Source organism: Sulfitobacter sp. G5_S2_6_S6, assembly GCF_054968505.1.
Window position 1 is genome coordinate 105972 of the sequence record NZ_JBQKUI010000009.1, and the last position, 21696, is coordinate 127667.

The 21696-nt window shown below is 61.1% G+C and carries 25 protein-coding genes and 1 tRNA gene; 10 read left to right on the forward strand and 16 right to left on the reverse strand.

Annotated features, from left to right (window positions below; all coding sequences use genetic code 11):
• Positions 1 to 41: 41 nt before the first annotated feature.
• The 3 genes from ACTRWK_RS14365 to ACTRWK_RS14375 form a co-directional block, all read right to left on the reverse strand.
• A complete protein-coding gene (locus tag ACTRWK_RS14365; RefSeq protein ID WP_462843967.1) occupies positions 42 to 1853 on the reverse strand; it encodes an ABC-F family ATP-binding cassette domain-containing protein in 1812 nt (603 codons plus the stop codon).
• Between the two features lie 84 nt (positions 1854 to 1937).
• Positions 1938 to 2687, reverse strand: a complete 750-nt coding sequence (locus ACTRWK_RS14370) for a GNAT family N-acetyltransferase (RefSeq protein ID WP_462843968.1) — start codon at positions 2685 to 2687, stop codon at positions 1938 to 1940.
• Positions 2688 to 2696: 9 nt separating this feature from the next.
• Positions 2697 to 3161, reverse strand: coding sequence for an outer membrane protein assembly factor BamE (locus tag ACTRWK_RS14375; protein WP_037944392.1), 465 nt, complete (start codon positions 3159 to 3161; stop codon positions 2697 to 2699).
• A 91-nt stretch (positions 3162 to 3252) separates the two neighbouring features.
• On the opposite strand from ACTRWK_RS14375, the gene ACTRWK_RS14380 reads away from it, so the two are divergent.
• The 8 genes from ACTRWK_RS14380 (at position 3253) to ACTRWK_RS14415 (ending at position 9001) form a co-directional block, all read left to right on the forward strand.
• Positions 3253 to 3807 (forward strand): YceD family protein, encoded by a 555-nt coding sequence (locus ACTRWK_RS14380; protein WP_074634824.1) that lies wholly within the window; start codon positions 3253 to 3255, stop codon positions 3805 to 3807.
• 195 nt (positions 3808 to 4002) lie between these two features.
• Positions 4003 to 4209 (forward strand): 50S ribosomal protein L32, encoded by a 207-nt coding sequence (rpmF, locus tag ACTRWK_RS14385; RefSeq protein ID WP_005853791.1) that lies wholly within the window; start codon positions 4003 to 4005, stop codon positions 4207 to 4209.
• 42 nt (positions 4210 to 4251) lie between these two features.
• Positions 4252 to 5328 (forward strand): phosphate acyltransferase PlsX, encoded by a 1077-nt coding sequence (plsX, locus tag ACTRWK_RS14390; RefSeq protein ID WP_037953718.1) that lies wholly within the window; start codon positions 4252 to 4254, stop codon positions 5326 to 5328.
• Positions 5325 to 6296: a beta-ketoacyl-ACP synthase III gene (locus tag ACTRWK_RS14395; RefSeq protein WP_289081044.1), complete on the forward strand. Its 972-nt coding sequence runs from the start codon at positions 5325 to 5327 to the stop codon at positions 6294 to 6296. The genes plsX and ACTRWK_RS14395 overlap by 4 nt, the downstream gene beginning before the upstream one ends.
• Positions 6297 to 6393: 97 nt before the next feature.
• On the forward strand, positions 6394 to 6696 hold the full coding sequence (ihfA, locus tag ACTRWK_RS14400) for an integration host factor subunit alpha (RefSeq protein WP_005853794.1): 303 nt from the start codon (positions 6394 to 6396) through the stop codon (positions 6694 to 6696).
• A 4-nt stretch (positions 6697 to 6700) separates the two neighbouring features.
• Positions 6701 to 7711 carry a MerR family transcriptional regulator gene (locus ACTRWK_RS14405; protein ID WP_289081043.1) on the forward strand — a complete coding sequence of 337 codons (1011 nt, stop codon included), beginning with the start codon at positions 6701 to 6703 and terminating at the stop codon, positions 7709 to 7711.
• A 69-nt stretch (positions 7712 to 7780) separates the two neighbouring features.
• Positions 7781 to 7857: transfer RNA gene (locus ACTRWK_RS14410), tRNA-Pro, on the forward strand.
• Between the two features lie 64 nt (positions 7858 to 7921).
• Complete coding sequence (locus tag ACTRWK_RS14415) at positions 7922 to 9001, forward strand: 2'-deoxycytidine 5'-triphosphate deaminase (protein ID WP_289081042.1); 1080 nt, start codon at positions 7922 to 7924, stop codon at positions 8999 to 9001.
• Between the two features lie 25 nt (positions 9002 to 9026).
• On the opposite strand, the gene ACTRWK_RS14420 is transcribed toward ACTRWK_RS14415, so the two are convergent.
• From ACTRWK_RS14420 to ACTRWK_RS14450, 7 genes are all read right to left on the reverse strand, one after another.
• Positions 9027 to 9269 (reverse strand): hypothetical protein, encoded by a 243-nt coding sequence (locus ACTRWK_RS14420; RefSeq protein WP_005853797.1) that lies wholly within the window; start codon positions 9267 to 9269, stop codon positions 9027 to 9029.
• Positions 9270 to 9352: 83 nt separating this feature from the next.
• Positions 9353 to 10006 carry an SMC-Scp complex subunit ScpB gene (gene scpB, locus ACTRWK_RS14425; protein WP_005853798.1) on the reverse strand — a complete coding sequence of 218 codons (654 nt, stop codon included), beginning with the start codon at positions 10004 to 10006 and terminating at the stop codon, positions 9353 to 9355.
• 1 nt (position 10007) lies between these two features.
• Positions 10008 to 10793, reverse strand: coding sequence for a segregation and condensation protein A (locus ACTRWK_RS14430; protein WP_005853799.1), 786 nt, complete (start codon positions 10791 to 10793; stop codon positions 10008 to 10010).
• Positions 10786 to 11790 carry a beta-N-acetylhexosaminidase gene (gene nagZ / locus ACTRWK_RS14435; RefSeq protein WP_289081041.1) on the reverse strand — a complete coding sequence of 335 codons (1005 nt, stop codon included), beginning with the start codon at positions 11788 to 11790 and terminating at the stop codon, positions 10786 to 10788. Before nagZ ends, ACTRWK_RS14430 begins: the two co-directional genes overlap by 8 nt.
• Entirely contained in the window at positions 11790 to 12794 is a 1005-nt protein-coding gene (locus tag ACTRWK_RS14440) for an SPOR domain-containing protein (RefSeq protein ID WP_289081040.1), read from the reverse strand. The genes nagZ and ACTRWK_RS14440 overlap by 1 nt, the downstream gene beginning before the upstream one ends.
• Before the next feature lie 75 nt (positions 12795 to 12869).
• Positions 12870 to 14612 carry an arginine--tRNA ligase gene (gene argS, locus ACTRWK_RS14445; protein WP_462843969.1) on the reverse strand — a complete coding sequence of 581 codons (1743 nt, stop codon included), beginning with the start codon at positions 14610 to 14612 and terminating at the stop codon, positions 12870 to 12872.
• Positions 14613 to 14675: 63 nt separating this feature from the next.
• Positions 14676 to 15818: a deoxyguanosinetriphosphate triphosphohydrolase gene (locus tag ACTRWK_RS14450; RefSeq protein WP_289081038.1), complete on the reverse strand. Its 1143-nt coding sequence runs from the start codon at positions 15816 to 15818 to the stop codon at positions 14676 to 14678.
• An 84-nt stretch (positions 15819 to 15902) separates the two neighbouring features.
• Here ACTRWK_RS14450 and ACTRWK_RS14455 point away from each other — a divergent pair, with 84 nt between their 5' ends.
• Positions 15903 to 16226 (forward strand): HesB/IscA family protein, encoded by a 324-nt coding sequence (locus ACTRWK_RS14455; RefSeq protein WP_009824761.1) that lies wholly within the window; start codon positions 15903 to 15905, stop codon positions 16224 to 16226.
• Positions 16227 to 16309: 83 nt separating this feature from the next.
• Here ACTRWK_RS14455 and ACTRWK_RS14460 read toward each other — a convergent pair whose 3' ends face one another.
• The gene (locus ACTRWK_RS14460; RefSeq protein WP_462843970.1) at positions 16310 to 17401 is read right to left on the reverse strand and encodes a DUF6902 family protein; all 1092 of its coding nucleotides are present in this window, start codon (positions 17399 to 17401) and stop codon (positions 16310 to 16312) included.
• A 56-nt stretch (positions 17402 to 17457) separates the two neighbouring features.
• Entirely contained in the window at positions 17458 to 17688 is a 231-nt protein-coding gene (locus tag ACTRWK_RS14465; protein ID WP_289081036.1) for a hypothetical protein, read from the reverse strand.
• A 349-nt stretch (positions 17689 to 18037) separates the two neighbouring features.
• Between ACTRWK_RS14465 and xth the strand changes: the two genes are divergently transcribed.
• Positions 18038 to 18820, forward strand: coding sequence for an exodeoxyribonuclease III (xth, locus tag ACTRWK_RS14470; RefSeq protein ID WP_037944404.1), 783 nt, complete (start codon positions 18038 to 18040; stop codon positions 18818 to 18820).
• Positions 18821 to 18846: 26 nt separating this feature from the next.
• On the opposite strand, the gene ACTRWK_RS14475 is transcribed toward xth, so the two are convergent.
• The 4 genes from ACTRWK_RS14475 to ACTRWK_RS14490 all read right to left on the reverse strand — a co-directional run bounded on the left by ACTRWK_RS14475 (position 18847) and on the right by ACTRWK_RS14490 (position 21694).
• Positions 18847 to 19431: an HNH endonuclease gene (locus ACTRWK_RS14475; RefSeq protein WP_005853809.1), complete on the reverse strand. Its 585-nt coding sequence runs from the start codon at positions 19429 to 19431 to the stop codon at positions 18847 to 18849.
• 213 nt (positions 19432 to 19644) lie between these two features.
• A complete protein-coding gene (locus tag ACTRWK_RS14480; protein WP_005853810.1) occupies positions 19645 to 20310 on the reverse strand; it encodes an alpha/beta hydrolase in 666 nt (221 codons plus the stop codon).
• On the reverse strand, positions 20307 to 20939 hold the full coding sequence (locus tag ACTRWK_RS14485; RefSeq protein ID WP_289081035.1) for a DNA-3-methyladenine glycosylase family protein: 633 nt from the start codon (positions 20937 to 20939) through the stop codon (positions 20307 to 20309). Before ACTRWK_RS14485 ends, ACTRWK_RS14480 begins: the two co-directional genes overlap by 4 nt.
• Positions 20936 to 21694 (reverse strand): precorrin-6A/cobalt-precorrin-6A reductase, encoded by a 759-nt coding sequence (locus tag ACTRWK_RS14490; protein WP_289081034.1) that lies wholly within the window; start codon positions 21692 to 21694, stop codon positions 20936 to 20938. The genes ACTRWK_RS14485 and ACTRWK_RS14490 overlap by 4 nt, the downstream gene beginning before the upstream one ends.
• Between the last annotated feature and the right edge of the window lie 2 nt (positions 21695 to 21696).

Below are 21696 nucleotides of genomic sequence, written 5' to 3' on the forward strand. Positions count from 1 at the left end.
CCCCCCACAGTATGCGAGGGGGGCGGGTCGCCCTGCCCCCTTTAGCTTTCGGCTTTTTCTTCCAGCATCAGCCACTCGGCCTCTGCGTCCTGCAGCTTTTCATTCCGCTCGACCAAGGCATCGGTCGCTTTCTGGAATTTCACCGGATTGTCGGAATAGAGCGTCGGATCGCTCATCAACTCTTCCAGTTTCGCGATTTCGGCTTCCAGTCGCGCAATCTCGGCGGGCAGCGCCTCTAGCCGGTGCCTTTCGGTAAAGCTCAGGCCAGATTGCTGCGCCGCTTTGGGCTTTTCGGATTTCGCGCCGGGCTTTGATTTGGCAACAACGCTTTGGTCAAAATCATCCTGCTGGCGCTGCGCCAGATAATCCGTCCAACCGCCCGCATAGACAGTCGCCTTGCCGTCACCCTCCATCGCGATGGTGGTCGCGGCAACACGGTCAAGGAAGTCACGGTCGTGGCTGACCAGCAGCACGGTGCCATCATAGGTCGATAGCAGCTCCTGCATCAGATCAAGGGTTTCGACATCCAGATCGTTGGTCGGTTCGTCAAGCACCAAGAGGTTGCTGGAGCGCGCCATGATCTTGGCCAGCAGCAACCGCGCCTTTTCGCCCCCCGACAAGGACCGCACGGGCGCACGGGCCTGCCCCTCGTCGAACAGGAATTCTTTCAGGTGCCCAACCACGTGTTTCGGCTGCCCGCGCACCAGAATCTGGTCCGCCTTGCCCGATACACGCATTTCCGGATCGCCGGTCAGACTGTCCCACAGCGACATATCGCCATCAAGCTGCGCGCGCGCTTGGTCGAACAGCGCGATCTCAAGGTTGGTACCCTGTTTGATCTCGCCCCCGTCGGGCTGTTCTTTCCCGATCAGCATATTCAGCAACGTCGTCTTGCCCACACCATTCGGCCCGACCAAGGCGATCCGATCCCCCCGCTGGATGGTGATGTCAAAGGGGCGCAGAATCGTCTTGTCGCCAAAGGCCTTGGTGATGCCCATAGCCTCGACCACCTTGCGGCCCGACTTCGGACCCGCTTCCAGCGCCATGGCGGCGGTGCCCTGACGTTTGATCTGGCTGGCGCGTTCGGCTCGCAGGTCTTGCAGGGCGCGCACACGGCCCTGGTTGCGCTTGCGCCGCGCCGAAATGCCTTCGACAGCCCACCGTGCTTCCGCCTTGATTTTGCGGTTCAGCTTGTGGCGCTGCATATCCTCTTCTTCCCACATCTGGTCGCGCCAGGCTTCAAACCCGCCAAAGCCGATGTCCTGCCGGCGCACAACACCGCGGTCGACCCAGAGCGTCGCACGGGTCAACTCACGCAGAAACGCCCTATCGTGAGAGATAATCACAAAAGCGGCCCGCGTCGCTTTCAGCTCGTCTTCAAGCCAGCGGATCGCTTCGATATCCAGGTGGTTCGTCGGCTCGTCCAGCAGCATCAGCTCGGGCTCGGAGGCCATCAGACGCGCCAATGCCGCGCGGCGACGTTCCCCGCCGGATGCGGTGCTGACAGGGCGCGCGGGGTCAAATTTCAACCCTTCTCCGGCGCGTTCGACCTTGTACATCTCGGACGGGTCCAAGCCATGGGCCGCGAAGTCGCCCAAAGTCTCGAATCCGGTCAGATCCGGGTCTTGCTCCATATAGCCTACCGAAACGCCGGGCCCGACGATCACGTCGCCGCTGTCGGCTTCGACCAATCCGGCCATGACCTTCATCAAAGTGGATTTACCTGACCCGTTCCGGCCCACCAGCGCCAGTCGGTCGCCGGATTGAACCACAAGGGACATGTCTTCGAATACGGGATCTCCGCCGAATGTCAGCGAGATCTCGTTAACTTGTAATAGGGGTGCGCGTGCCATGACAGCCAGCTAGCGCCGCGCCGCGTCAGCGTCAATGACCCCTCTTCCAAATGGGCTAAAATCCTCGCCGAAGGCATGAAACTCTTAGGCGGCACCGCGCAGCAGGCGCTTACGCCCCTCGGGGATCGCCGCGATTTCGAGGCCGGTAAACACATGCAGCGTGTTCATCTGGTGGTCGATCACCGCATGATCGCTCACCCAGCCCCCCATCATCAGATAGCTCCGCAGCAGCGGCGGCAGCATTTGTAGCGCGGCTTTCTCGGCCGGTTTGTCCAACCTCCGTTCCACAAAGCCCACCGTATCGGGGGCCTTGACCTGCGGCTGCCAGTGCAGGGGCGCAAGGTGGCGGCTGTGCAAAAGCGCCATGACATCGCTATAGGGTGCCGGATTTGTGCCCTTGAAGGAGGTACACCCAAAGAGCAACGCGACCGTATGGGCGTCCACAAACTGCGCCAGCGCGGCCCAGGCCATGCGCACGACATCCGGGTCTGTGACTCCCGGGGCCAGACAGAACCGCCCCAGCTCCATCATCGCGCCGGGGAAATATGTAAGCTTGGTCAGATCGTAGAATTGCGCGGCATAGCTTTGATCCAGCGACGCGCCCCCCATCAGCCCGATCCGGTAGCAGCACAGCAGGTCACCGCTGCCTTGATGCCGTACGAGGATATGATGCTTTTGCGCATCAAACCCGTCGATATCGCGCGGCTGGACCAGCCCAAAGGCCCGCGCGCGCAAGGCTTGCGCGGCCTCGATATCCTCGGCTGTGGTGGCACAATAGGCGCGGTACGGACCGCGTAAAAGCGGCTTGATCACAGCACCCTCCGGCACCGTCACGGGCCTGCCCTAGCCAGCCAGCGCCGCAGGGTTCAAGCGGCCAATGTTGCCCAGAAGCTGGCGGATAAAGGATTTATCCGAGATCGGCGAGCTGGTGACGCGGCGGTCAAGGGTGACGACATTGCCACGCTCCAGCCCGAAACGTTCGACGTTCTGCACCACCCCGTTGCTGTCAAAGCTGACAGCGACAACTTCGCGCTCTGTCTCGCGCGGGGCCATGAACCACATCGCCTGACGGCGCGACCGGACATAGTAATACCCCGAATTGGTCAGCAACCCTGCCGACGCAGGCACGCCCACGGTTTCGGCCACGGTGTCGCGTGTGTCCTGGCCCACGGTGATCTTCTCAAGATCCTCTTGCGGCGGGATATAGCCGTGGTTGGAGTATTGCGGGGAGCAGGCCCCAAGCGTCAGACCAGCAGCGAGAACTGTGGCGGTCAGCAGTGTCTTTTTGACATGGCGGTCGATACGCATTCTTGGTGCCCTCTTGCCCTTGGGGATCATGGCTTTTATCTCGCATACACTAAGCACGCCCCATGGTTCAAGAAACGAAAGTACCCCTAACATGTCTCGCACGCCCCCAAGCCCCACAGCATTGCGCGTCGCAGAGCTGTCGCAGAATGCGCAAACCCCTTTCTCCCTGCGTCCCGACGCCGACAGCTTGCGGATGATCGCAGAAGAACTTGATCTTTCAGCCTTACGTAAACTTTCATTCGAGGGGCGTCTCAAGGCGCTTGGTCGCAGCGATTGGGAACTCAAGGCGCGTCTGGGGGCCACTGTGGTGCAGCCCTGCGTGGTGACGCTGGAGCCAGTACAGACGCGGATCGACGTCGATGTCACACGGCTTTTCGTGCAGGATTACGAAGAACCCGAGGAAGCCGAGGTCGAGATGCCCGAGGATGATCGCACCGAACCGCTTGGCGCGTGGATTGATCCCGCGGCCATCATGATCGAAGCGCTGGCGCTTGAGATTCCCGAATATCCCCGCGCCGACGGGGCCGAACTGGGGCAAGCGGTCTATACCAAACCCGGCGACACCCCGATGACCGACGAAGACGCCCGCCCCTTTGCGGGGCTGGCCGGCCTCAAGAACCAGCTTAAGGACGATACCACCGAATAACCCTGCTGGTTTGGGTGAAAAAAGGGTTGCTTCGGCGGGTTTTCGCAGTATTTTGCGCCCTTCACCCCAATTAAGGTTGGACATCGGATAGGCTTCGGCCTAAACGCACGTCACGCCCAAACCGGGAGTTGATCTGAAACACGGTCGTCTTTGGCAGGAAGCCGATGAACGACCCCGAAGGCAAAGGCACCAGACATGGCTGTCCAACAGAATAAAGTTTCCAAATCGCGTCGCAACAACCGCCGCGCACACGATTCGCTGACTGCAGCGAACCCGAACGAATGCTCCAACTGTGGTGAGCTGAAGCGCCCGCACCACGTTTGCGCAGCATGCGGTCACTATGACGACAACGAAGTTGTTTCTCTGAACGAAGAGATCGACCTCGACGAAGACGCGGCGTAAGCTCGTCACGTCAACCGCAGTTCATAAGAGGCATCGCACCAGATGACGGCCACGTCCGATCAGCCTAGCGCGAGAACTCAGCGCACCCTTATCTCAGTTGATGCGATGGGGGGCGATCAGGGCCCGGCAATCGTTGTTGCCGGGTGCTCTGCGTCCGCGCTAAAGAATCCCGATATCAGCTTTATCCTGCACGGCCCTGCCGAAACGCTGGAACCGCTGGTGGCAAAGCGGCCCGAACTGAAAGGGCGCTGCACCATTCGGGATGCCCAAGGGGTTGTCACAATGGATGACAAGCCCAGTAATGTCGTGCGCAATGGCAAGGGCACATCGATGTGGTCCGCCATCGAATCCGTGCGCGATAACGAAGCCTCGGTCGCGGTCAGCTGCGGGAACACCGGCGCGCTGATGGCGCTGTCGATGATCCGCCTGAAAAAGCTGCCGGGTGTGAACCGCCCTGCCATCGCCGTGCTCTATCCCTCCACCAACCCTCAGGGCTTCAACGTTCTGCTGGATGTGGGTGCGGATGTGCGTGCGGATGCCGATGACCTGTTGCGCTATGCGCTGATGGGCAAATCCTACGCCCGCAACGGTATGGACATCGAACGCCCGCGCATCGGGTTGCTGAATGTCGGTACCGAAGAACACAAAGGCCGGACCGAACTGAAAGAAGCCCACGAGTTGATTCGCGACGCCGCGGATGACGCGGGCTTTGAATTTGTCGGTTTCGTTGAAGGCGGCGATATCTCGGGTGATGTCGCAGATGTGATCGTCACCGATGGATTTACAGGTAATATTGCGATCAAGACCGGTGAAGGCACCGCGACGCTGATCGGCAATGGCCTGCGCCAAGCGTTCAAGAATTCGATCTGGTCCCGCGCGGCATCGCTGCTGGCCTATACCTCGCTGCGCCGCGTCAGCAAACGGTTTGACCCGCGCCGTGTGAACGGCGGTGTGTTTTTGGGGTTGAACGGCACGGTCGTTAAATCACACGGTGCCGCTGACGCGACGGGGGTTTCCTCGGCGATCAAACTGGCCGCGCGATTAGCGGAAAGTGAATTTACAAATCGGTTGGCTGCGCGTGTTGCTGCAGCAAAGCCGACGAAAGAGACCGAAGAATGACAAAAAGAGCCGTCGTAATTGGTGCCGGACACTACCTTCCGGAACGCATTGTCGAAAACGCAGAGTTTGAAGGCAAGATCGACACCAGTGACGAATGGATCCGGTCACGCTCCGGCATTGAACGGCGTCACTTTGTCGGCGAAGGCGAAACCACGTCGACCATGGCCACCGCTGCCGCCAAGGCCGCATTGGCCAACGCGGGCAAGACAGCCGCCGATGTGGATGCGGTGATTGTCGCCACCTCTACCCCCGATCTGACTTTCCCCTCTGCCGCAACGATGGTGCAGGCGCAGCTTGAGATGGAGCGCGGCTTTGCCTTTGATGTACAGGCTGTGTGCGCGGGCTTTGTCTATGCGCTGGCCAATGCCAACGCGCTGATCGTCTCGGGCCAGGCTGACCGCGTGCTGGTTATCGGCTCCGAGACTTTCTCGAAAATCATGGACTGGACCGACCGCAGCACCAGCGTGTTGTTCGGTGACGGTGCGGGCGCGATCCTGCTTGAAGCGCAAGACGGCGACGGCACGGCAGCCGACCGCGGTATCCTCTCCACCGATCTGAATTCGGACGGGCGCTACAAAGACTTGCTGTATGTCGACGGTGGCATCAGCACGGGCACGACCGGCTATCTGCGCATGCAGGGGAATCAGGTCTTCCGCCACGCGGTTGAAAAGCTCGCCGCGTCGGCAAACACCGCGATGGACCGTGCCGGCGTCAGCGCCGAGGACGTCGACTGGATCGTCCCGCATCAGGCGAATATCCGTATTATTCAAGGCACTGCCAAAAAGCTGAACCTGTCGATGGATAACGTCGTCGTGACGGTTCAAGACCACGGCAACACCTCTGCCGCGTCGATTCCGCTGGCACTTTCCGTCGGGAAAGAGCGCGGGCAGATCAAGAAAGGCGACCTGCTGGTCACCGAGGCGATCGGCGGCGGGCTGGCATGGGGCGCGATCGTTCTGCGCTGGTAAGCGGCTTTTCTTCGCGCGAACAGCACGTTACGCCCCATAGTTGTTGACTTGCGGAAAAATCACAGCCTATGCTGCTTAAAACACATGGGGGGAAGATATGGCCGACAAAACGTTGACCCGGATGGATTTGAGCGAAGCAGTCTTTCGTGAAGTAGGTCTTTCCCGCAATGAAAGCGCACAGCTGGTCGAAGCGGTGCTTGAACATATGTCCGACGCGCTGGTCAAAGGCGAACAGGTCAAGATTTCATCTTTCGGTACTTTCTCGGTGCGCGACAAGTCGGCCCGCGTCGGCCGGAACCCCAAAACCGGCGAAGAGGTCCCGATTAACCCGCGCCGCGTGCTCACATTCCGCCCGTCCCATCTGATGAAGGACCGGGTTGCAGACGGGAACAAGCGATAACCTAATGCCCAAGTCTCCGGACGCATTCAGAACCATCTCCGAAGTTGCAGAATGGCTTGAAATTCAGGCGCATGTCCTGCGTTTCTGGGAAAGCAAGTTCACGCAAGTCAAACCGATCAAACGCGCAGGCGGGCGGCGATATTATCGCCCCAACGATATGCTGCTGCTTGGCGGTATCAAACGCTTGCTGCATGAAGACGGGCTGACGATCAAAGGCGTCCAGAAGGTATTGCGCGAAGAAGGCATGGGCCATGTCGCGGCCCTGTCCGCGCCTCTTGATGGGGTCACGCAGGATGATCTGGATGCTGGTGGCGACACCATCGACATGACCCCCGCGCCGATGCACGAGGACGCAGAACAGACCCACGAGGGTGTTGTTCTCCCGTTCGAGCAACGCGCGAGCAAAGCGGCTAAGCCTGCGCCTGTCGAAGCGCCCGAAACACATGTAGAAGCCGCTTCCGCGCCCGAGATGTCGGCCGAGGATACCACACCACTACCTGCCGACGAACCGACCCTCGACGCGACAGAGGCGGAGCCGGAGGAGACCACCGTCGCCCCCGCCGATACCTCTGCTGAGGACGGTGCCACCCTGCCCGGCTTCCTGCGCCACCCGATGACCGACGCACCGGTGCCGCCAAGCGATAACACGCCGGACGACGCCCCTGCCGCAGCGCAAACACGCACCCCGGATCAGGACGCGCCCGCGCCGACCATCGACAGCACGCCAGAGGCAGCGCCGGAAGACAGCACCGCCGAAACGCGAGACGTCGAAGCGCCAGAGATCAACGAGGCACCGGAAGCCCCTGTTGTTGCAGGCCCCAAGCCGCGTGTGATCGATCTGCCGCCTCTGACGGCAGAAGAAGACTTCCCCGCCAAACCCTCTGTGCTTTCTGCTGCATTGCTGTGCCGCGATCTGCCCGAGGATTCGGCCCGCGATATCGCGCCTTTGCTTAACCGTTTGGGCGAACTGCGTGATTCCATTCGGGCCGATGTGGTCCGCAGCACAAAAGTCTAAGCCGCGCGTGCGATTTGCGACAATTCCCCCTTGCACGCACGGTTTTATCAGGTATGAAACGCCTCATGTCGGGCTATGGCGCAGCCTGGTAGCGCGTCCGTCTGGGGGACGGAAGGTCGCAGGTTCGAGTCCTGCTAGCCCGACCAACCGACATAAAACAAACGCCCGTACCCTAATGGGTGCGGGTGTTTGCATTTGAAAGGCCCGGATATGATCGGCGTAGTTCCCAACCAGCATATCACCGACATGATCGTTTCGGGTCAGATCATCGGCACACCGCCTGTCGACGGTGCCCAGATCCAGCCTGCGAGCCTTGATCTTCGTCTAGGAACAGTGGCTTACCGCGTGCGTGCGTCTTTTCTTGCGGGGCATGGGGCCAAGGTCGCCGACCGTCTGGAAGAGTTCGAGATGCACCGCGTCGACCTGACGAATGGGGCGGTGCTGGAAAAGGGCTGCGTCTACGTTGTCCCGCTGATGGAAAGCCTCGCCCTGCCCAAAGGCACCTCTGCGGCAGCCAATGCCAAAAGCTCCACCGGGCGGCTGGACTTGCTCACGCGCACCATCACCGACGGCGGGACCGAGTTTGATCGCATCGCGCCGGGCTATACCGGCCCGCTTTACGCAGAGATTTGTCCGCGCTCTTTTTCGGTGCTCGTACGTCCGGGCATGCGGCTGAACCAGATTCGTTTTTCCACCGGTGCCGCCACGCTTGACGATGCCGCGCTGCGTGCATTGCACGCCGACAGCCCGCTGGTGGATGGCGAGGCCGTGATCGATGATGGTCTGGGATTCTCGGTTGATCTGCGCTTGCCTGACACCACGCTGGTCGGCTACCGCGCCAAGCCGCATACGGGTGTGATCGATCTGGACAAGATCGGCCATTATGACCCCGCGCAATACTGGGAAGAGGTCCACAGCGACAACGGTCAGATCATCCTCGACCCCGGTGCGTTCTACATTCTGGTCAGCCGCGAAGCCGTGACTATCCCGCCCGAATACGCCGCAGAGATGGCCCCCTATCTGGCGATGGTGGGCGAATTCCGCGTGCATTACGCGGGTTTCTTCGACCCCGGTTTCGGCCATGCCTCTGCAGGGGGTGCGGGATCACGGGGCGTGCTTGAAGTGCGCTGCCACGAGGCCCCTTTTGTGCTGGAACATGGTCAGGTCGTCGGACGGTTGGTCTATGAGAAAATGACCGACGTACCGACCCAGCTTTACGGGTCGGGCATCGCGTCGAACTACCAGGGTCAGGGTCTCAAGCTCAGCAAGCATTTCAGCGCGCCGCGTTAAACTTCGCAGCGTCTGATCACGCGGGTTAGAAACGCGTCAGCTTGCGCATATTCTTGACCATATTGCGCGCCTGTTTGCCCTGCTCGCGGCTGCTTTTGTCACGACGGGCCATTTCCTCGGCGCTTGGTTGGACAGGATTGCCGTCACGGTCCACCGACGCCCGACGCCCCTTGCCCAGCTTTGATGCCTGATCAAAGCCGATATCAACGCCTTTGTTGATCAAACGCCCCATCACGCGACGCATAATCATATTAATTATCTGGTTCATGTCCTGACCTCTTTACCGCGCGTTAAACTGTGTCTGAGGCCAATATAGCACCTATTGCGGCGATTTTCAGGCCACCTGCGGGATTAATCCTCGAACAGCTCGCTCTGGCCTTCGGTCGCTTCTGGCTCTTCTTCGCTGTCGACACCCGGCATCTCGCCAAAGGCGGGGCGGCTTTCCAGCAATCCGGCAGAGCGGAGCTCTTTCAACCCCGGCAGGTCGCGGGGGCTTTCCAGACCGAAGTGGGCCAGAAATTCCTGTGTCACGACAAAGGTCACTGGACGACCGGGGGTCATTTTGCGGCGGCCAAAGCGAATCCAGTCCAGCTCAAGCAGCTGATCCAGCGTGCCGCGCGATACCGATACGCCGCGGATCTCTTCGATCTCGGCGCGGGTGGCGGGCTGGTGGTAGGCGATGATCGCCAAGGTCTCGATCGCGGCGCGCGACAGTTTGCGCGTCTCGACCGTTTCGTGTTGCATGAGATACCCCAGATCCGCCGCCGTGCGCATGGCGTAGGCATCCCCGATGCGACACAGCTCGACACCGCGGCCGGTGTAGCGTTTGCGTAGATGCACCATCGCTTCGGCAGGGTCACAGCCATGCGGCAGACGCGCCGCGATCTCGCGCAGGGTCATCGGCTCTGCGGTGGCGAAAAGGATCGCTTCAATCATGCGCTCCTGTTCGGCCAACGGCGGGGCCTCGAACAGGCTTTCTTCTGTTTGTTCAACGGGTTCGGCCACGTCAGATATCCTTCTTGCGCAACTGGATCGGGGCAAACACGCCCTCTTGGCGAATTTCCAGATGCCCTTCCTTTACCAATTCAAGCGACGCCGCAAACGTCGATGCCGTGGCCGAGCGACGCATTGCCGGCTCTTCGCCCCATCCGTCGGGCATGTAGCTGGTCAGGTCAGACCAATCACCAGAAAAGCCAATCAAGCCGCGCATGCGTTCCAGCGCCTGCTCCATCGTAAAGACCTTGTCACGGTCCATCACGAAGGGGCGGAAATCGTCGCGGGTGCGGATACGCGCGTAGCCCTGCATCAAATCCAGCAAGGTCGCGGTATAGGTCACGCGGCGGGTCTGGCGCATTTCCTGCGTCTGCCCGCGGGCAAAGAAGTCGCGGCCCAACTGGTCACGGGCCATCAACTGGGCCGCCACGTCGCGCATCGCTTGCAGACGTTCCAGCTGGAACGCCAGATGCGCGGCCAGTTCCTCGCCCGAGGGGCCATCGTCCTGCGGATCAGGCGGCAGCAGCAGGCGGGATTTCAGAAAGGCGAGCCAGGCAGCCATGACCAGATAATCCGCCGCAAGCTCAAGCCGCAGCGCCTTGGCCTTGTCCACGAACATCAGATATTGGCGTGCCAGTTGCAGCACCGAGATTTTGCGCAGGTCGACCTTCTGGGTGCGGCTGAGGGTCAGCAACAGGTCCAACGGGCCCTCGAACCCGTCGACATCCACGATCAGCGCCTCGGCCGCGAGCCGTTCAGCAACTTTCGTTTGCCCGTCTTCCAACTGCGTTTCAGCCATATACCGTCCCGCCCAAAAGCCTGTCGAGCTTTGCAGTCAGGGCAGGAATGTCAACATCATCAGGCGTCCGGCGCATGGCAAGGGCGCGCGCGGCCCGTGTTTGCGCAGCGTCGGACATCTCTCCGGCAGTATCGGCAACGCGGGTGCGATCCTCAAGCGTGGCGTTGCAGTACAACACCACGTCACAGCCTGCGGCCAAGGCACCGGCGGCGATGGCATCCACCTCGCCCGTCAATGCTTTCATCGAGATGTCATCCGTCATGATCAGGTTATCAAAGCCGATATCCTCGCGGATCAGCTGCATCATCACGGGCGACAGTGTGGCAGGGCGCGGATCAATCGCGTCATAGACCAAATGCGCCGTCATCCCCATCGGCAGGTCGTTCAACGCCTTGAACGGGGCGAAATCATGGGTGTCTAACGCGGCACGCGGCGCATCAACCTGCGGCAAGTCAAAATGACTATCCATCGTGGCGCGCCCATGTCCGGGCATATGTTTGACCACGGGCAAGACGCCCCCCGCCAACATGCCGTCTGCCGCCGCACGGCCCAAAGCCGCCACCGCATCGGGCGTCGTGCCGTAACAGCGGTTGCGTAAAAATGCGTGGGTTTGCGCCCCCGCGACATCGACCATCGGCGCGCAATTGCTGTCGATGCCCACGCGGTGCAGCTCGTCCGCGATCAGTCGAAAGCGCAGATACATCGCCTCTGCCGCGTTGGGGCCTGCCGCCTGCACGAAATCCAGCGGTGCCGTCCAGTCGCGCCAATGTGGTGCGCGCAAACGCTGCACCCGCCCGCCTTCTTGATCCACGGTGATAACAGCCTCGTGGCCCGCCGCCTCGCGCAGCTCGTCACACAGCGCGCGGACCTGTTCCGGCGTGTCGATATTGCGCGCAAAGAGAATGAACCCAAAGGGCTTTACAGCGCGAAACAACGCCTTTTCCTGCGCCGTCAGCCGAAGCCCCGACGCGTCCAGTATCGTCGCCCCGTATCGCATCAGCGTGTAACGACGGGAATGCAGTCGGTGTTTTCAGCAACCAGCGCCGAACAGAAGCGTCGCGCATCCGCGATGTCCGAGAACCCATGCGCACGCAGACGGTAGAAGGTGCGCCCGCCGCTGCTGGCCTCTTGGATGATGCGGTCTTTGCCTTCCATATAGGCCCCGAAACGCGCGTTCAGACGGACCCATTGCGCCCGTGCGATCTGCGGTGAATCGAATGCGCCAAGCTGCACCAAACGCGTACCGGTGGGCAGGCTGTCGGGCGAAAGCTCTTTCACTTCAGCGGCGGCGACCGGTGCGGGTTCAAATGACGCTTTGGTCGCAACGGCACGGCCACCGGGGCGCGTTTGAGGGCGCAAGGATGCGCGGACGCCCGGCTCTTCGCCCATGGCAACGGCCACCGCGTTCGACACCGCCATCTCAAGCGGATCGACATCCATCGTGGCACTTGCGTTCATCGGCTCTGGCACGGCGGTGCCGTCTTCTTCGTCTTCCAGTGCTTCCACCCCATCGGTGAGAGAGGCGACAAGATCGTCCACATCGCCGTTTTTCAAAGCCTCTGCCACGTCAGCCGCAGGCGAAGATTGCGTTGGTGCCTGTTGCGCAGGTGCAACCATCGCGACGGGAATGGGCTGGTCTTCTTCTTCCAGATCCAGTGGCTTCGGGGCCAAAATCAGCTGTTCCGCGAATTGGTTCGCCGTCCCTTCAGAGGCCACAGCATTGACCGACAGACCCTGATTGTCCGCCAGTTGGCCGCCCGGATTTTCGGGCCGCACGCGCATATCGCCCTGGGCCGCACGCACCACCGGAATGCCGGTAACATCGCGCACCAGCAGCTTGTAGCCCCAGACCCCGATGCCGACGATCAAGGTGATGGAAAGCGCCGCGCCCGCGAAATTTGCAAACTTGGTCAAGGGCTTGGCCGCAACTTGCGGTGCCATCCCTGCGTCATGTTCAAAGGAGTACCCCCCACCCTGGGAGGAGGACGTGTAATCTGCCATTTCTGCCTCACTGCCCGCGTCAGATATCACCCGCGTGGGTCTGTTTTTTGAACCTGCCTGACCAGCAATGGTGCGTTATCGCATCTCTTCCGCTGGCTTGACCCCAAGAATACCAAGACCTGACGCAATTACAATCGCTGCGGCTTGGGCCAGCGCGATTTTTGACTGGGACAGGGCCGCATCATCCTGCAGGAAACGCAGTTCAGGCACGTCGTTGCCGCGGTTCCACAGCCCGTGGAAATCGCCCGCCAGCTCGTAGAGATAAAAGGCGATCCGGTGCGGTTCATTGCTGCGCGCCGCAGTCTCTACCATCCGGGGCCATTCGGCCAGCTTTTGCGCCAGTTTCAGCTCTGCTTCGTGGTCAAGCTGGCTTAGGTCGGCACGCTGCAAGGTTTCCATATCCGTGGCAACACCCGCCTCTGCCGCCTTGCGCAGGACAGAGTGCACACGCGCATGGGCATATTGCACGTAGAACACCGGATTCTCACGCGACTGTTCCAGCACCTTGGCAAAGTCAAAGTCCAGCATCGCGTCATTCTTGCGGGTCAGCATGACAAACCGCGTCACATCAGGGCCCACCTGATCAACCACATCGCGCAGGGTGACAAATGTCCCTGCCCGTTTGGACATCTTGAATTCCTTGCCGTTCTTGAATAACTTGACCAGCTGCGTCAGCTTGATGTCGAGCGGCACCGACCCCTCGGACAGCGCCGACACAGCGGCTTTCATCCGTTTGACATAGCCGCCGTGATCCGCGCCAAAGACGTCGATCAGCATGTCAAAGCCACGCTGCACCTTGTCGTAGTGATACGCGATATCGGGCGCGAAATAGGTCCAGCCGCCGTCGGACTTCATCACCGGACGGTCAACGTCATCGCCATGGGCGGTGGATTTGAACAGGGTCTGCTCGCGCGGCTCCCAGTCCTCGGGCTTCTTGCCTTTTGGCGGCTCAAGCACGCCCTCATAGATCAGCCCCTTGGCTTTCAAGTCATCAATCGCGGATTCGATCCGGCCCGTGCCATAAAGCGACTTTTCGGAATAAAACACATCCATCTTCACCCCGAGAGAGGCGAGATCATCGCGGATCAGCTTCATCATCTCGTCGGTGGCAAAGTTGCGCACCTCTTCAAGCCAGACGGATTCATCGGCGTCGATATAGGCGTCGCCCACCTTGTCTTTCAGCGCGGCCCCCACATCGATCAGATAGTCGCCGGGGTATGTGCCTTCGGGAAAGGCGACCTCTTGGCCGTGCGCCTCCAGATAGCGCAGATAGACAGAGCGCGCCAAAACATCGACCTGCGCGCCGCCGTCGTTAATGTAATATTCACGCGTGACATCGAAACCCGCGAAATCCAGCAAGGACGCCAGCGCATCGCCGAAGACCGCACCGCGGGTGTGCCCCACATGCAGCGGCCCCGTCGGGTTGGCCGAGACATATTCGACGTTGACCCGCTTGCCCTGCCCCAGATCGCCGCGGCCAAAGTCTGTGCCCTGCCCCAGAACGGCACCGACAACGCCCTGCCAGACCGCAGCACTCAGCCGCAGGTTCAAGAACCCCTGGCCCGCCACATCCGCCGCGGTGATCCGTGGATCCTCACCCAGCTTTTCGGCCAGTTTCTCGGCGATATCGCGCGGTTTCATACGGGCCGGTTTCGCCAGCACCATCGCGGCATTGGTCGCCATATCCCCATGCGCCGCATCGCGCGGCGGCTCTACGGTGATGGCGTCAAAGCTCAGCCCCTCGGGCAGAAACCCGTCGGCAACCAGCGTATCAAGGGTGGACAGCACGAGGCTGCGGATATCGGCAAATAGGTTCATAACGGGGTTCCTTCGACTTGGCCCCGTGTATCACCTGAATATGCGCCCATAATCAAGGGCGGTTCAGCCTTTAACGATCAACCGCTCATGTTCCTGCAAAGCAAAGCGATCTGTCATCCCCGAGATATAGTCGCTGACGATCCGCGCAAGCGCCGTATCGCCGTCCGCATCCTCTACATCCTTGCGCCATTGCTTGGGCAATTGGTCCGTATGCGCGCAGAAATAGGGGAACAGATCCTCGACCACCTGCGTCACCTGCTTGCGCATGATCACCACGGATGGCGCGCGATACATGCGGTCAAAAAGAAAGGCACGGATGACCTTGAGATCCTGGAAAACCGGATCGGAGAACTGGATCAACGTGCGCCCGGCCATGCGAATATCGGTGGCGGTTTCGGGCTTCATCTCGGCCAGACGGTGGCGAGCGACGCTGATCACGTCCTCCACCAGCACGCCAAAGAAACGGCGCAGTGCCTCGTGGCGGCGGCGATAGTAGTTCAGACCGGGATACAGCCTGTCCACGTCGGCGAAATTTTGCTTCAGGATCGGCAGCTCGGCCAGCTCGTCCGTCGAGAACAGTTCGGCCCGCAAACCGTCATGCAGGTCGTGGTGGTTATAGGCCACATCATCGGCAATCGCCGCCACCTGCGCCTCGGCACTGGCGAATGTCTCCAGCTCAAGGTTATGCTGACGCTCATAGGCCGCAAGTGCCCACGGCAGCTCTCCCGTCACCGGCCCGTTATGTTTGGCCAACCCCTCCAGCGTGTCCCAAGTCAGGTTCAGCCCGTCGAAATCCGCGTAATGCCGCTCCAGATGGGTGACGATGCGGATGGCTTGGGCGTTGTGGTCAAACCCGCCATAGGGGGCCATCAAGGCTTCCAGCGCGTCCTCGCCCGTGTGACCAAAGGGCGGATGCCCCAGATCATGGGCCAGGGCGACCGCCTCTGTCAGCTCGGCATTCAGACCCAAGGCACCGGCGATCGTGCGTGCCACCTGCGCCACCTCGATCGAATGGGTCAGCCGCGTGCGATAGTAATCGCCCTCATGTTCGATAAAGACCTGCGTCTTGTGCTTGAGCCGCCGGAAGGCGCTGGCGTGGATGATCCGGTCGCGGTCCCGCTGAAAGCAGGAACGAAAGGTGCTTTCCTCTTCCGGTATCAACCGTCCCCGGGTCAACGCCGGATCAGAGGCAAAAGAAGCGCGCATAGTCGGTGGTCCTTGTGGCCTGTCCTGCGGGTTTCTATATTGTAAGACAACACAGATGGAAACCGATCACACCGGAGCCCGAAAATGAACCTGCCCCCCCAAGTTACCCCGCGCGCCTTTGACCGCCTTGCCGAAATCGGTGCCGCCGCAGAGGGCAAAGCCCTGCGCGTCGCCGTAGAGGGCGGCGGCTGCTCCGGCTTTCAGTACGACATCGCGCTGGATGACCCCAAAGACGATGACCTGATCCTTGAAGGGGCCGGCCAGAAAGTTGTGGTCGACAGCATCTCCCTGCCCTTTCTTGCCAATGCCGTCATCGACTTCTCGGAAGAGCTGATCGGCGCGCGTTTCGTGATCGAAAACCCCAATGCCACCAGCGCCTGCGGCTGCGGCACGTCTTTCTCGATGTAACAGGCACCCGATACACGCGCCCGCTTCATTTTGCCAAAGTAAACTCCCGCCGGAGGCTGGCCTCATGCCCGCATGAGGCCATTCTAGCGCCGCAGCTGCACCGCGGAGGGCATGGCCGGGATCGGTGCCCGCGCAAACCGCGCGAAAAACGCTTCAAATTGCGGGCAGGACGCCTCTGCCTCGGCCAGTACCTCTTGCGCCTCAGGGTCCAGCGCTCTCATGACCCGTCCACGCATAAGCGACCACTGCGCTTGCCGCGTCTCTCCCATGTCAAAAAGCGCCGCCGATAGCGCCTGCAGCGCCCCGTTTGGCGGGGTATAGCGGATGGCCACTGCCCCTTGTGGCACCGGTTGGCAGAATGCCGCCCCTCCGGACATGTGCGCGGCCCAGCCGGTCACTAGATAGGCGTGATACCCGTCCACCGGTCCGCCCCCCTGCTGCGGTACGATCCGGCAGGCACGTGCAGCGGACTGAACCGCATCCTCCCACAGTGCAGGTGCGGCAGCGCCTGCAAACCGTAGCGCGGCACAAATCTCGGCCAGCAGATCCATATCCTGATCAAGATACGCCAGAATACCGGCAAAATTCAGGCTTCTGATCGCTGTCGCCGGCAGTTGGGGGTCGCTCTGGCCGTAGTCTGACAGATAAAAAACGATATGTGCTAGCTCATAGGATGCTTTCTTATTGGGCAGCGCAAAGGTTTCGGATCGCGTGAAAAATTGGCGCAAGCGTGACTGCAGGGCGTCGTCGCGCGGCACGGACATCCGACGCGCCAGCAGGCGCTGCGCTTCGGCGCGTTGCAGGTCAGACAGTTCCCCATCCGCCAGCCGCATACGGGCGACCCAATGCACCAACCGCTCCCCCGCGTCGCCGGGCAAGCCCAGATCCTCAAGGTCCAGCGCGAGGGACAGGAAAAATCGGTAGTATTGCGGAAAGAAGCGGATCGTCTCTTCGATGCGGTCATAGAAGGAGGCATAGGGCACCAGAGCGTCTGGCGCGACAGGCATGTCCGCGCTTGCCAGAATCCCCAGCCATTCCGCGTTTTCCTTCAACCAGAACACATCACCCGCACGGCGTCGCTGTACCGCAAACATACGGCTGATCGCGGCGGTATCGGCGTGTTTGCGACCGCTATTGCGCGCACGTACGGATGAAAGCGGTATAACATTCGACATAGGCCCCCCTTTGGCAAGAACCCCCTGCGCCGGTTCCAGCGCAGGGTGTGTCTGGATTAGCAGCCGGTGGTAAACAAACCGGTAAGCTCCCCAGTCGCCATGCCGCCTGCCTGCGGTCCCGACTGTAGCCCTGTGGTGAACAGCCCGGTGCCGTGGCCGCAATGGGGGTCTTGCCCTGCACGGATACAGCCGGTGGTATAAAGCGCGGTCCCCGCCCCCTGATGGAGCGATGCCGCCCCGGCGTGAACATTCGGGAAAGCAGTTTCGACGTAAGCAATAGCGGTCATGAGTTTTCCTTTTTGACGTGATTTTGAAATCGGCAACTAAACCTCAAGCTGCACTCCCTTCATCAATCACCAGCTCAGGGATTTGACCTAGGCGACAAAAAGATCGCATTTTAACGATGCAAATCATCCACATGCGCTGCGTCTTTGATCCGCTTGAAACCACGCAGCGATGCCGTGTTCTCCACAATAGCGACAATTTTAACGGAACTCTGGCAAAGCGCCCCGCGGCGGCGTAGGCACTGTCGGCTCACCTTCGAATCGCGGGCGAAACATGCCCAAACCGGTGCAGCCCCCTTGCCCCATATTGCGGTATGCGCGATAGCTGCGGGGACCAATGCAGGGGGCCGCCATGAAAATCGCCACGTTCAACATCAACGGGATCAAAGCGCGGATCGACGCCCTGCCCCAATGGCTCGACGAAGCGCAGCCCGACGTCGCCATTCTGCAAGAGATCAAATCCGTCGACGAAGGCTTCCCGCGCGAGCTGTTCGAGGATCGCGGCTATAACGTCGAGACCCACGGGCAGAAATCCTTTAACGGCGTCGCGATCCTGTCAAAGCTCCCGCTTGAGGATGTAACCCGTGGCCTGCCCGGTGACGACAGCGACGAACAGGCACGCTATATCGAGGCAACGGTCGTGGGTGATCATTCATCTGTGCGGCTTTGTGGGTTGTATCTGCCCAACGGCAACCCCGCGCCGGGCCCCAAGTACGATTACAAACTGGCGTGGATGCAGCGTCTTGAAGACCGTGCGCGCGCACTCTTGGCCGAGGAAACACCGTTTCTGCTGACTGGCGACTTCAACATCATCCCCCAAGCCGAAGACGCGGCAACGCCGGATGCCTGGCGTGAAGATGCGCTGTTTCGCCCTGAATCCCGCGCCGCCTGGCGACGTCTGCTGGCCCTTGGCCTGACAGAGGCGTTCCGCGCACGGACCCAAGGGCCGGGGCATTACAGCTTTTGGGATTATCAGGCAGGCGCATGGAACCGCAACAACGGCATCCGTATCGACCATTTCCTGCTGAGCCCTGCCATCGCGGACAGCCTGCGCGACTGCCAGATCGACAAGGATGTACGCGGACGCGAGAAACCCTCCGATCACGTGCCCGTCTGGGTGGAGCTTGACCTCTAGCTCGGACGCACAAGCGCGGCCCTAGATCACGCCTGAAGCTCGGCATCCCAATAAAGAAAATCCATCCAGCTATCATGCAGGTAGTTGGGCGGGAATTTCCGGCCCATATTGCGCAGATCCTCGGCTTGCGGCTGGCGCGGTGGTTTGCGCAGCTGGAATCCGGTCTGGTGCAGCGCCTTGGACCCTTTTTTCAGATTGCACGGGCTACACGCCGCAACGACGTTCTGCCAGCTTGTGATACCGCCCGCCGCACGGGGCACCACGTGGTCAAAGGTCAGATCCCCCCGTGCACCGCAGTACTGGCAGCAGAATTCGTCCCTCAGAAATAAATTAAAGCGCGTGAAGGCCACGCGCTTTTGAGGTTTGACATAATCTTTGAGAACGACCACCGACGGGATGCGAATTTGCATCGACGGGCTGTGAACATAGTCGTCATATTCAGCGACGATATCCACCCGATCCAGCCATTTGGCCTTCACCGCTTCCTGCCAGGGCCACAGCGACAACGGATAGTAGGACAAGGGCCTGTAATCCGCGTTCAGCACAAGGGCCGGTTTGTTTTTCAGCCCTGCCGGGCTTCGGGTGAATTCAGTTCTAAAGTCGCCGTCCATTGTTCGATAGCCCCTTGCCGTTCCGCGTCCGGTCCAGCGGGACAGCCCCGCTGATGCTTTCGACTATATCTCGTGGTTTGCGTCTGACAAGTCGCAAACGGGTACAAGATGTCGCAGAATGCGTAAGCTGATTACGTAACAGGCATGTGACGGAAACGGCCAATCCGGCCGGGGCCTTCCTGCGGGTCGCGCATGCGCCCGCAGGGGATGGGATCAAAGACCCAGTTTGTCGCGCATAAAGGCCAGCGCCACGCTCAGCCCGTCGGGGGCAATTCCGTGGCCTGTCCCCTTCATGATATGGGCGAAAACGTCCGTCCATCCGGCCTCTTGCAAGGTTTCGGCGGCCTGTGGCAGGGATTGCGGCGGGACAACATCATCGGCGTCGCCGTGCACCAGCAAGACCGGAGGGCGCACGACCGCTTCGTCTTTCAGGCTCTCGGGCGACAGCAAGCGGCCCGAAAACGCGACAACACCGGCCACAGCATCTTCGCGGCGCGGCGCGACATGCAGCGCCATCATCGTACCTTGGGAAAAGCCAAACAGCACGACCTGTTCGGGCAGCAGATCTTCGTCCACCATCAGCGCATCGAGAAAGGCGTTCAGGTCGTCGACCGCCTGCATCATCCCGCGTTCGGCTTCTTCCTCAGAGGAGTTATCGATCCAGGGAATCGGGAACCACTGGAACCCCATGGGCGCACCGGCACAGGCTTCGGGCGCATCGGGGGCCACGAACAGCGTGTCGGGCAGATGTTCCCCCAACGGGTCGGCAAGCCCCAGCAGATCGGCACCATTCGCGCCATAGCCATGCAGGAACACGACGGCAGACCGCGTTTCCCCCGAGACCGGTTCGCGGCGCTCTGCGTTTAGTACTCGTGTCATGAAATCCCTTCCCGTTGTTTTGCCACGCGGTAGTACGAAAACAGGATGCGGGCTGCAACCGATCGCCAGGGCGACCAGTCCTGCGCCATGTCCGCAAGCTGCTTCGGCTTTGGTCGCTGGGGCAGATCAAACAGGATTTTCGCGGCCTCTTGCAAGGCCAGATCGCCCTGCGGCAGGATATCGGCGCGGCCTAGCGAAAACATCGCATAGATCTGCGCCGTCCACAGCCCGACACCGGGCACCGCGGTCAGCGTGTCAATCACCACCGCATCCGGTGCGCCCCTCAAGGCGGTATAGTCGATCCCGGCCTCGGCCAAGGCCAACGCATAGCGGATTTTCTGGCGGCTCAGCCCCGCCGCGCGCAGGCCATCCTCGCCCGCGGTGAGTATCGCCGTCTCATGGGTCAGTCCCGCCGCATCCATCTTGGCACGCATGGCATTTGCCGACGCGACAGAGACTTGCTGGCTGATGATCGCCCCGATCAACGCGTCAAACCCGTCCGCACGCAATCGCAGAGGCAAAGGGCCAGTCGCGGCCAAGGCGGTAGCAAACTGGGGCACATGCGCAGCGAGCCAATCCGCCCCTTCGGCGACATCCGCGTCGCCAGTGATAATCCGTCCGATGCTCATCCGGCTGTGCCCCCCGTTGTCAGCGTCTCGACCCAGCAGATCGCCGCATCCGGCGCGGCGAGAACCTGCGCGCCGACGGGGGCCGCCGGACGGTCGATGGCAATCACCCGCAGACCCATCGCGCACGCTGCGTCCAGTTTGGGGCGGCTTGGCACGCCACCGACGTTGCGCAGAACCAGCGTATCGATCTGCAAGGCGCGAAACAACGCCTCCTCCGCCGCCTGAGTGAAGGGCGGCTGGCCATAGACGGCTTCGGCAAAGGGGGGCAGCTTGGTTCGGGCCTGCGCGTTGGTCTGCCGCAGATAAAGCCGCGCGCCTGCGAAGGGGGCGTAATCCTCCACCGTCCCGCGCCCCGTCGCGGCAAAGACCCGTGCTTTGGGTCGGATCATCCGTGCCGCCGCCGCGACCGACGCGGCCCGTTCAACCGGTGCCGCGATGTCCCACATGGGCCGCAGGACACGCAGATAAGGCAGCCCCAACCGCGCGGTGGCGTCAAAAGCGATCTGCGATATATCCGCGTCAAACCCGTGCCCTGCGTCCAGCACAGCGGTAAACTCATGGGCGCGCAGGTAAGCTGCCATCTCATCCAGGTTGCCCGGCGACCAGATCTCTGATGGTACGGCCAGCGGGCCAAAGCTGCGCTCCGTCCGCCTTAACACGGCGCGTGCAGAGACGTCTGACTTCGCCATCGCAGCAGCGATCTCATGCGCTTCGGCGCTGCCAGCGATCAGCAGAATATGGGGGCCCCGGTTCATGG

Bases quoted from the DNA above. Each gene is read 5' to 3' on its own strand.
- ACTRWK_RS14365 (WP_462843967.1), bottom strand. From the start codon at position 1,853: ATGGCACGCGCACCCCTATTACAAGTTAACGAGATCTCGCTGACATTC.
- ACTRWK_RS14375 (WP_037944392.1), bottom strand. From the start codon at position 3,161: ATGCGTATCGACCGCCATGTCAAAAAGACACTGCTGACCGCCACAGTT.
- ACTRWK_RS14380 (WP_074634824.1), top strand. From the start codon at position 3,253: ATGTCTCGCACGCCCCCAAGCCCCACAGCATTGCGCGTCGCAGAGCTG.
- rpmF (WP_005853791.1), top strand. From the start codon at position 4,003: ATGGCTGTCCAACAGAATAAAGTTTCCAAATCGCGTCGCAACAACCGC.
- plsX (WP_037953718.1), top strand. From the start codon at position 4,252: ATGACGGCCACGTCCGATCAGCCTAGCGCGAGAACTCAGCGCACCCTT.
- ACTRWK_RS14395 (WP_289081044.1), top strand. From the start codon at position 5,325: ATGACAAAAAGAGCCGTCGTAATTGGTGCCGGACACTACCTTCCGGAA.
- ihfA (WP_005853794.1), top strand. From the start codon at position 6,394: ATGGCCGACAAAACGTTGACCCGGATGGATTTGAGCGAAGCAGTCTTT.
- ACTRWK_RS14405 (WP_289081043.1), top strand. From the start codon at position 6,701: ATGCCCAAGTCTCCGGACGCATTCAGAACCATCTCCGAAGTTGCAGAA.
- ACTRWK_RS14415 (WP_289081042.1), top strand. From the start codon at position 7,922: ATGATCGGCGTAGTTCCCAACCAGCATATCACCGACATGATCGTTTCG.
- ACTRWK_RS14420 (WP_005853797.1), bottom strand. From the start codon at position 9,269: ATGAACCAGATAATTAATATGATTATGCGTCGCGTGATGGGGCGTTTG.
- ACTRWK_RS14430 (WP_005853799.1), bottom strand. From the start codon at position 10,793: ATGGCTGAAACGCAGTTGGAAGACGGGCAAACGAAAGTTGCTGAACGG.
- nagZ (WP_289081041.1), bottom strand. From the start codon at position 11,790: ATGCGATACGGGGCGACGATACTGGACGCGTCGGGGCTTCGGCTGACG.
- ACTRWK_RS14440 (WP_289081040.1), bottom strand. From the start codon at position 12,794: ATGGCAGATTACACGTCCTCCTCCCAGGGTGGGGGGTACTCCTTTGAA.
- argS (WP_462843969.1), bottom strand. From the start codon at position 14,612: ATGAACCTATTTGCCGATATCCGCAGCCTCGTGCTGTCCACCCTTGAT.
- ACTRWK_RS14450 (WP_289081038.1), bottom strand. From the start codon at position 15,818: ATGCGCGCTTCTTTTGCCTCTGATCCGGCGTTGACCCGGGGACGGTTG.
- ACTRWK_RS14455 (WP_009824761.1), top strand. From the start codon at position 15,903: ATGAACCTGCCCCCCCAAGTTACCCCGCGCGCCTTTGACCGCCTTGCC.
- ACTRWK_RS14460 (WP_462843970.1), bottom strand. From the start codon at position 17,401: ATGTCGAATGTTATACCGCTTTCATCCGTACGTGCGCGCAATAGCGGT.
- ACTRWK_RS14465 (WP_289081036.1), bottom strand. From the start codon at position 17,688: ATGACCGCTATTGCTTACGTCGAAACTGCTTTCCCGAATGTTCACGCC.
- xth (WP_037944404.1), top strand. From the start codon at position 18,038: ATGAAAATCGCCACGTTCAACATCAACGGGATCAAAGCGCGGATCGAC.
- ACTRWK_RS14475 (WP_005853809.1), bottom strand. From the start codon at position 19,431: ATGGACGGCGACTTTAGAACTGAATTCACCCGAAGCCCGGCAGGGCTG.
- ACTRWK_RS14480 (WP_005853810.1), bottom strand. From the start codon at position 20,310: ATGACACGAGTACTAAACGCAGAGCGCCGCGAACCGGTCTCGGGGGAA.
- ACTRWK_RS14485 (WP_289081035.1), bottom strand. From the start codon at position 20,939: ATGAGCATCGGACGGATTATCACTGGCGACGCGGATGTCGCCGAAGGG.
- ACTRWK_RS14490 (WP_289081034.1), bottom strand. From the start codon at position 21,694: ATGAACCGGGGCCCCCATATTCTGCTGATCGCTGGCAGCGCCGAAGCG.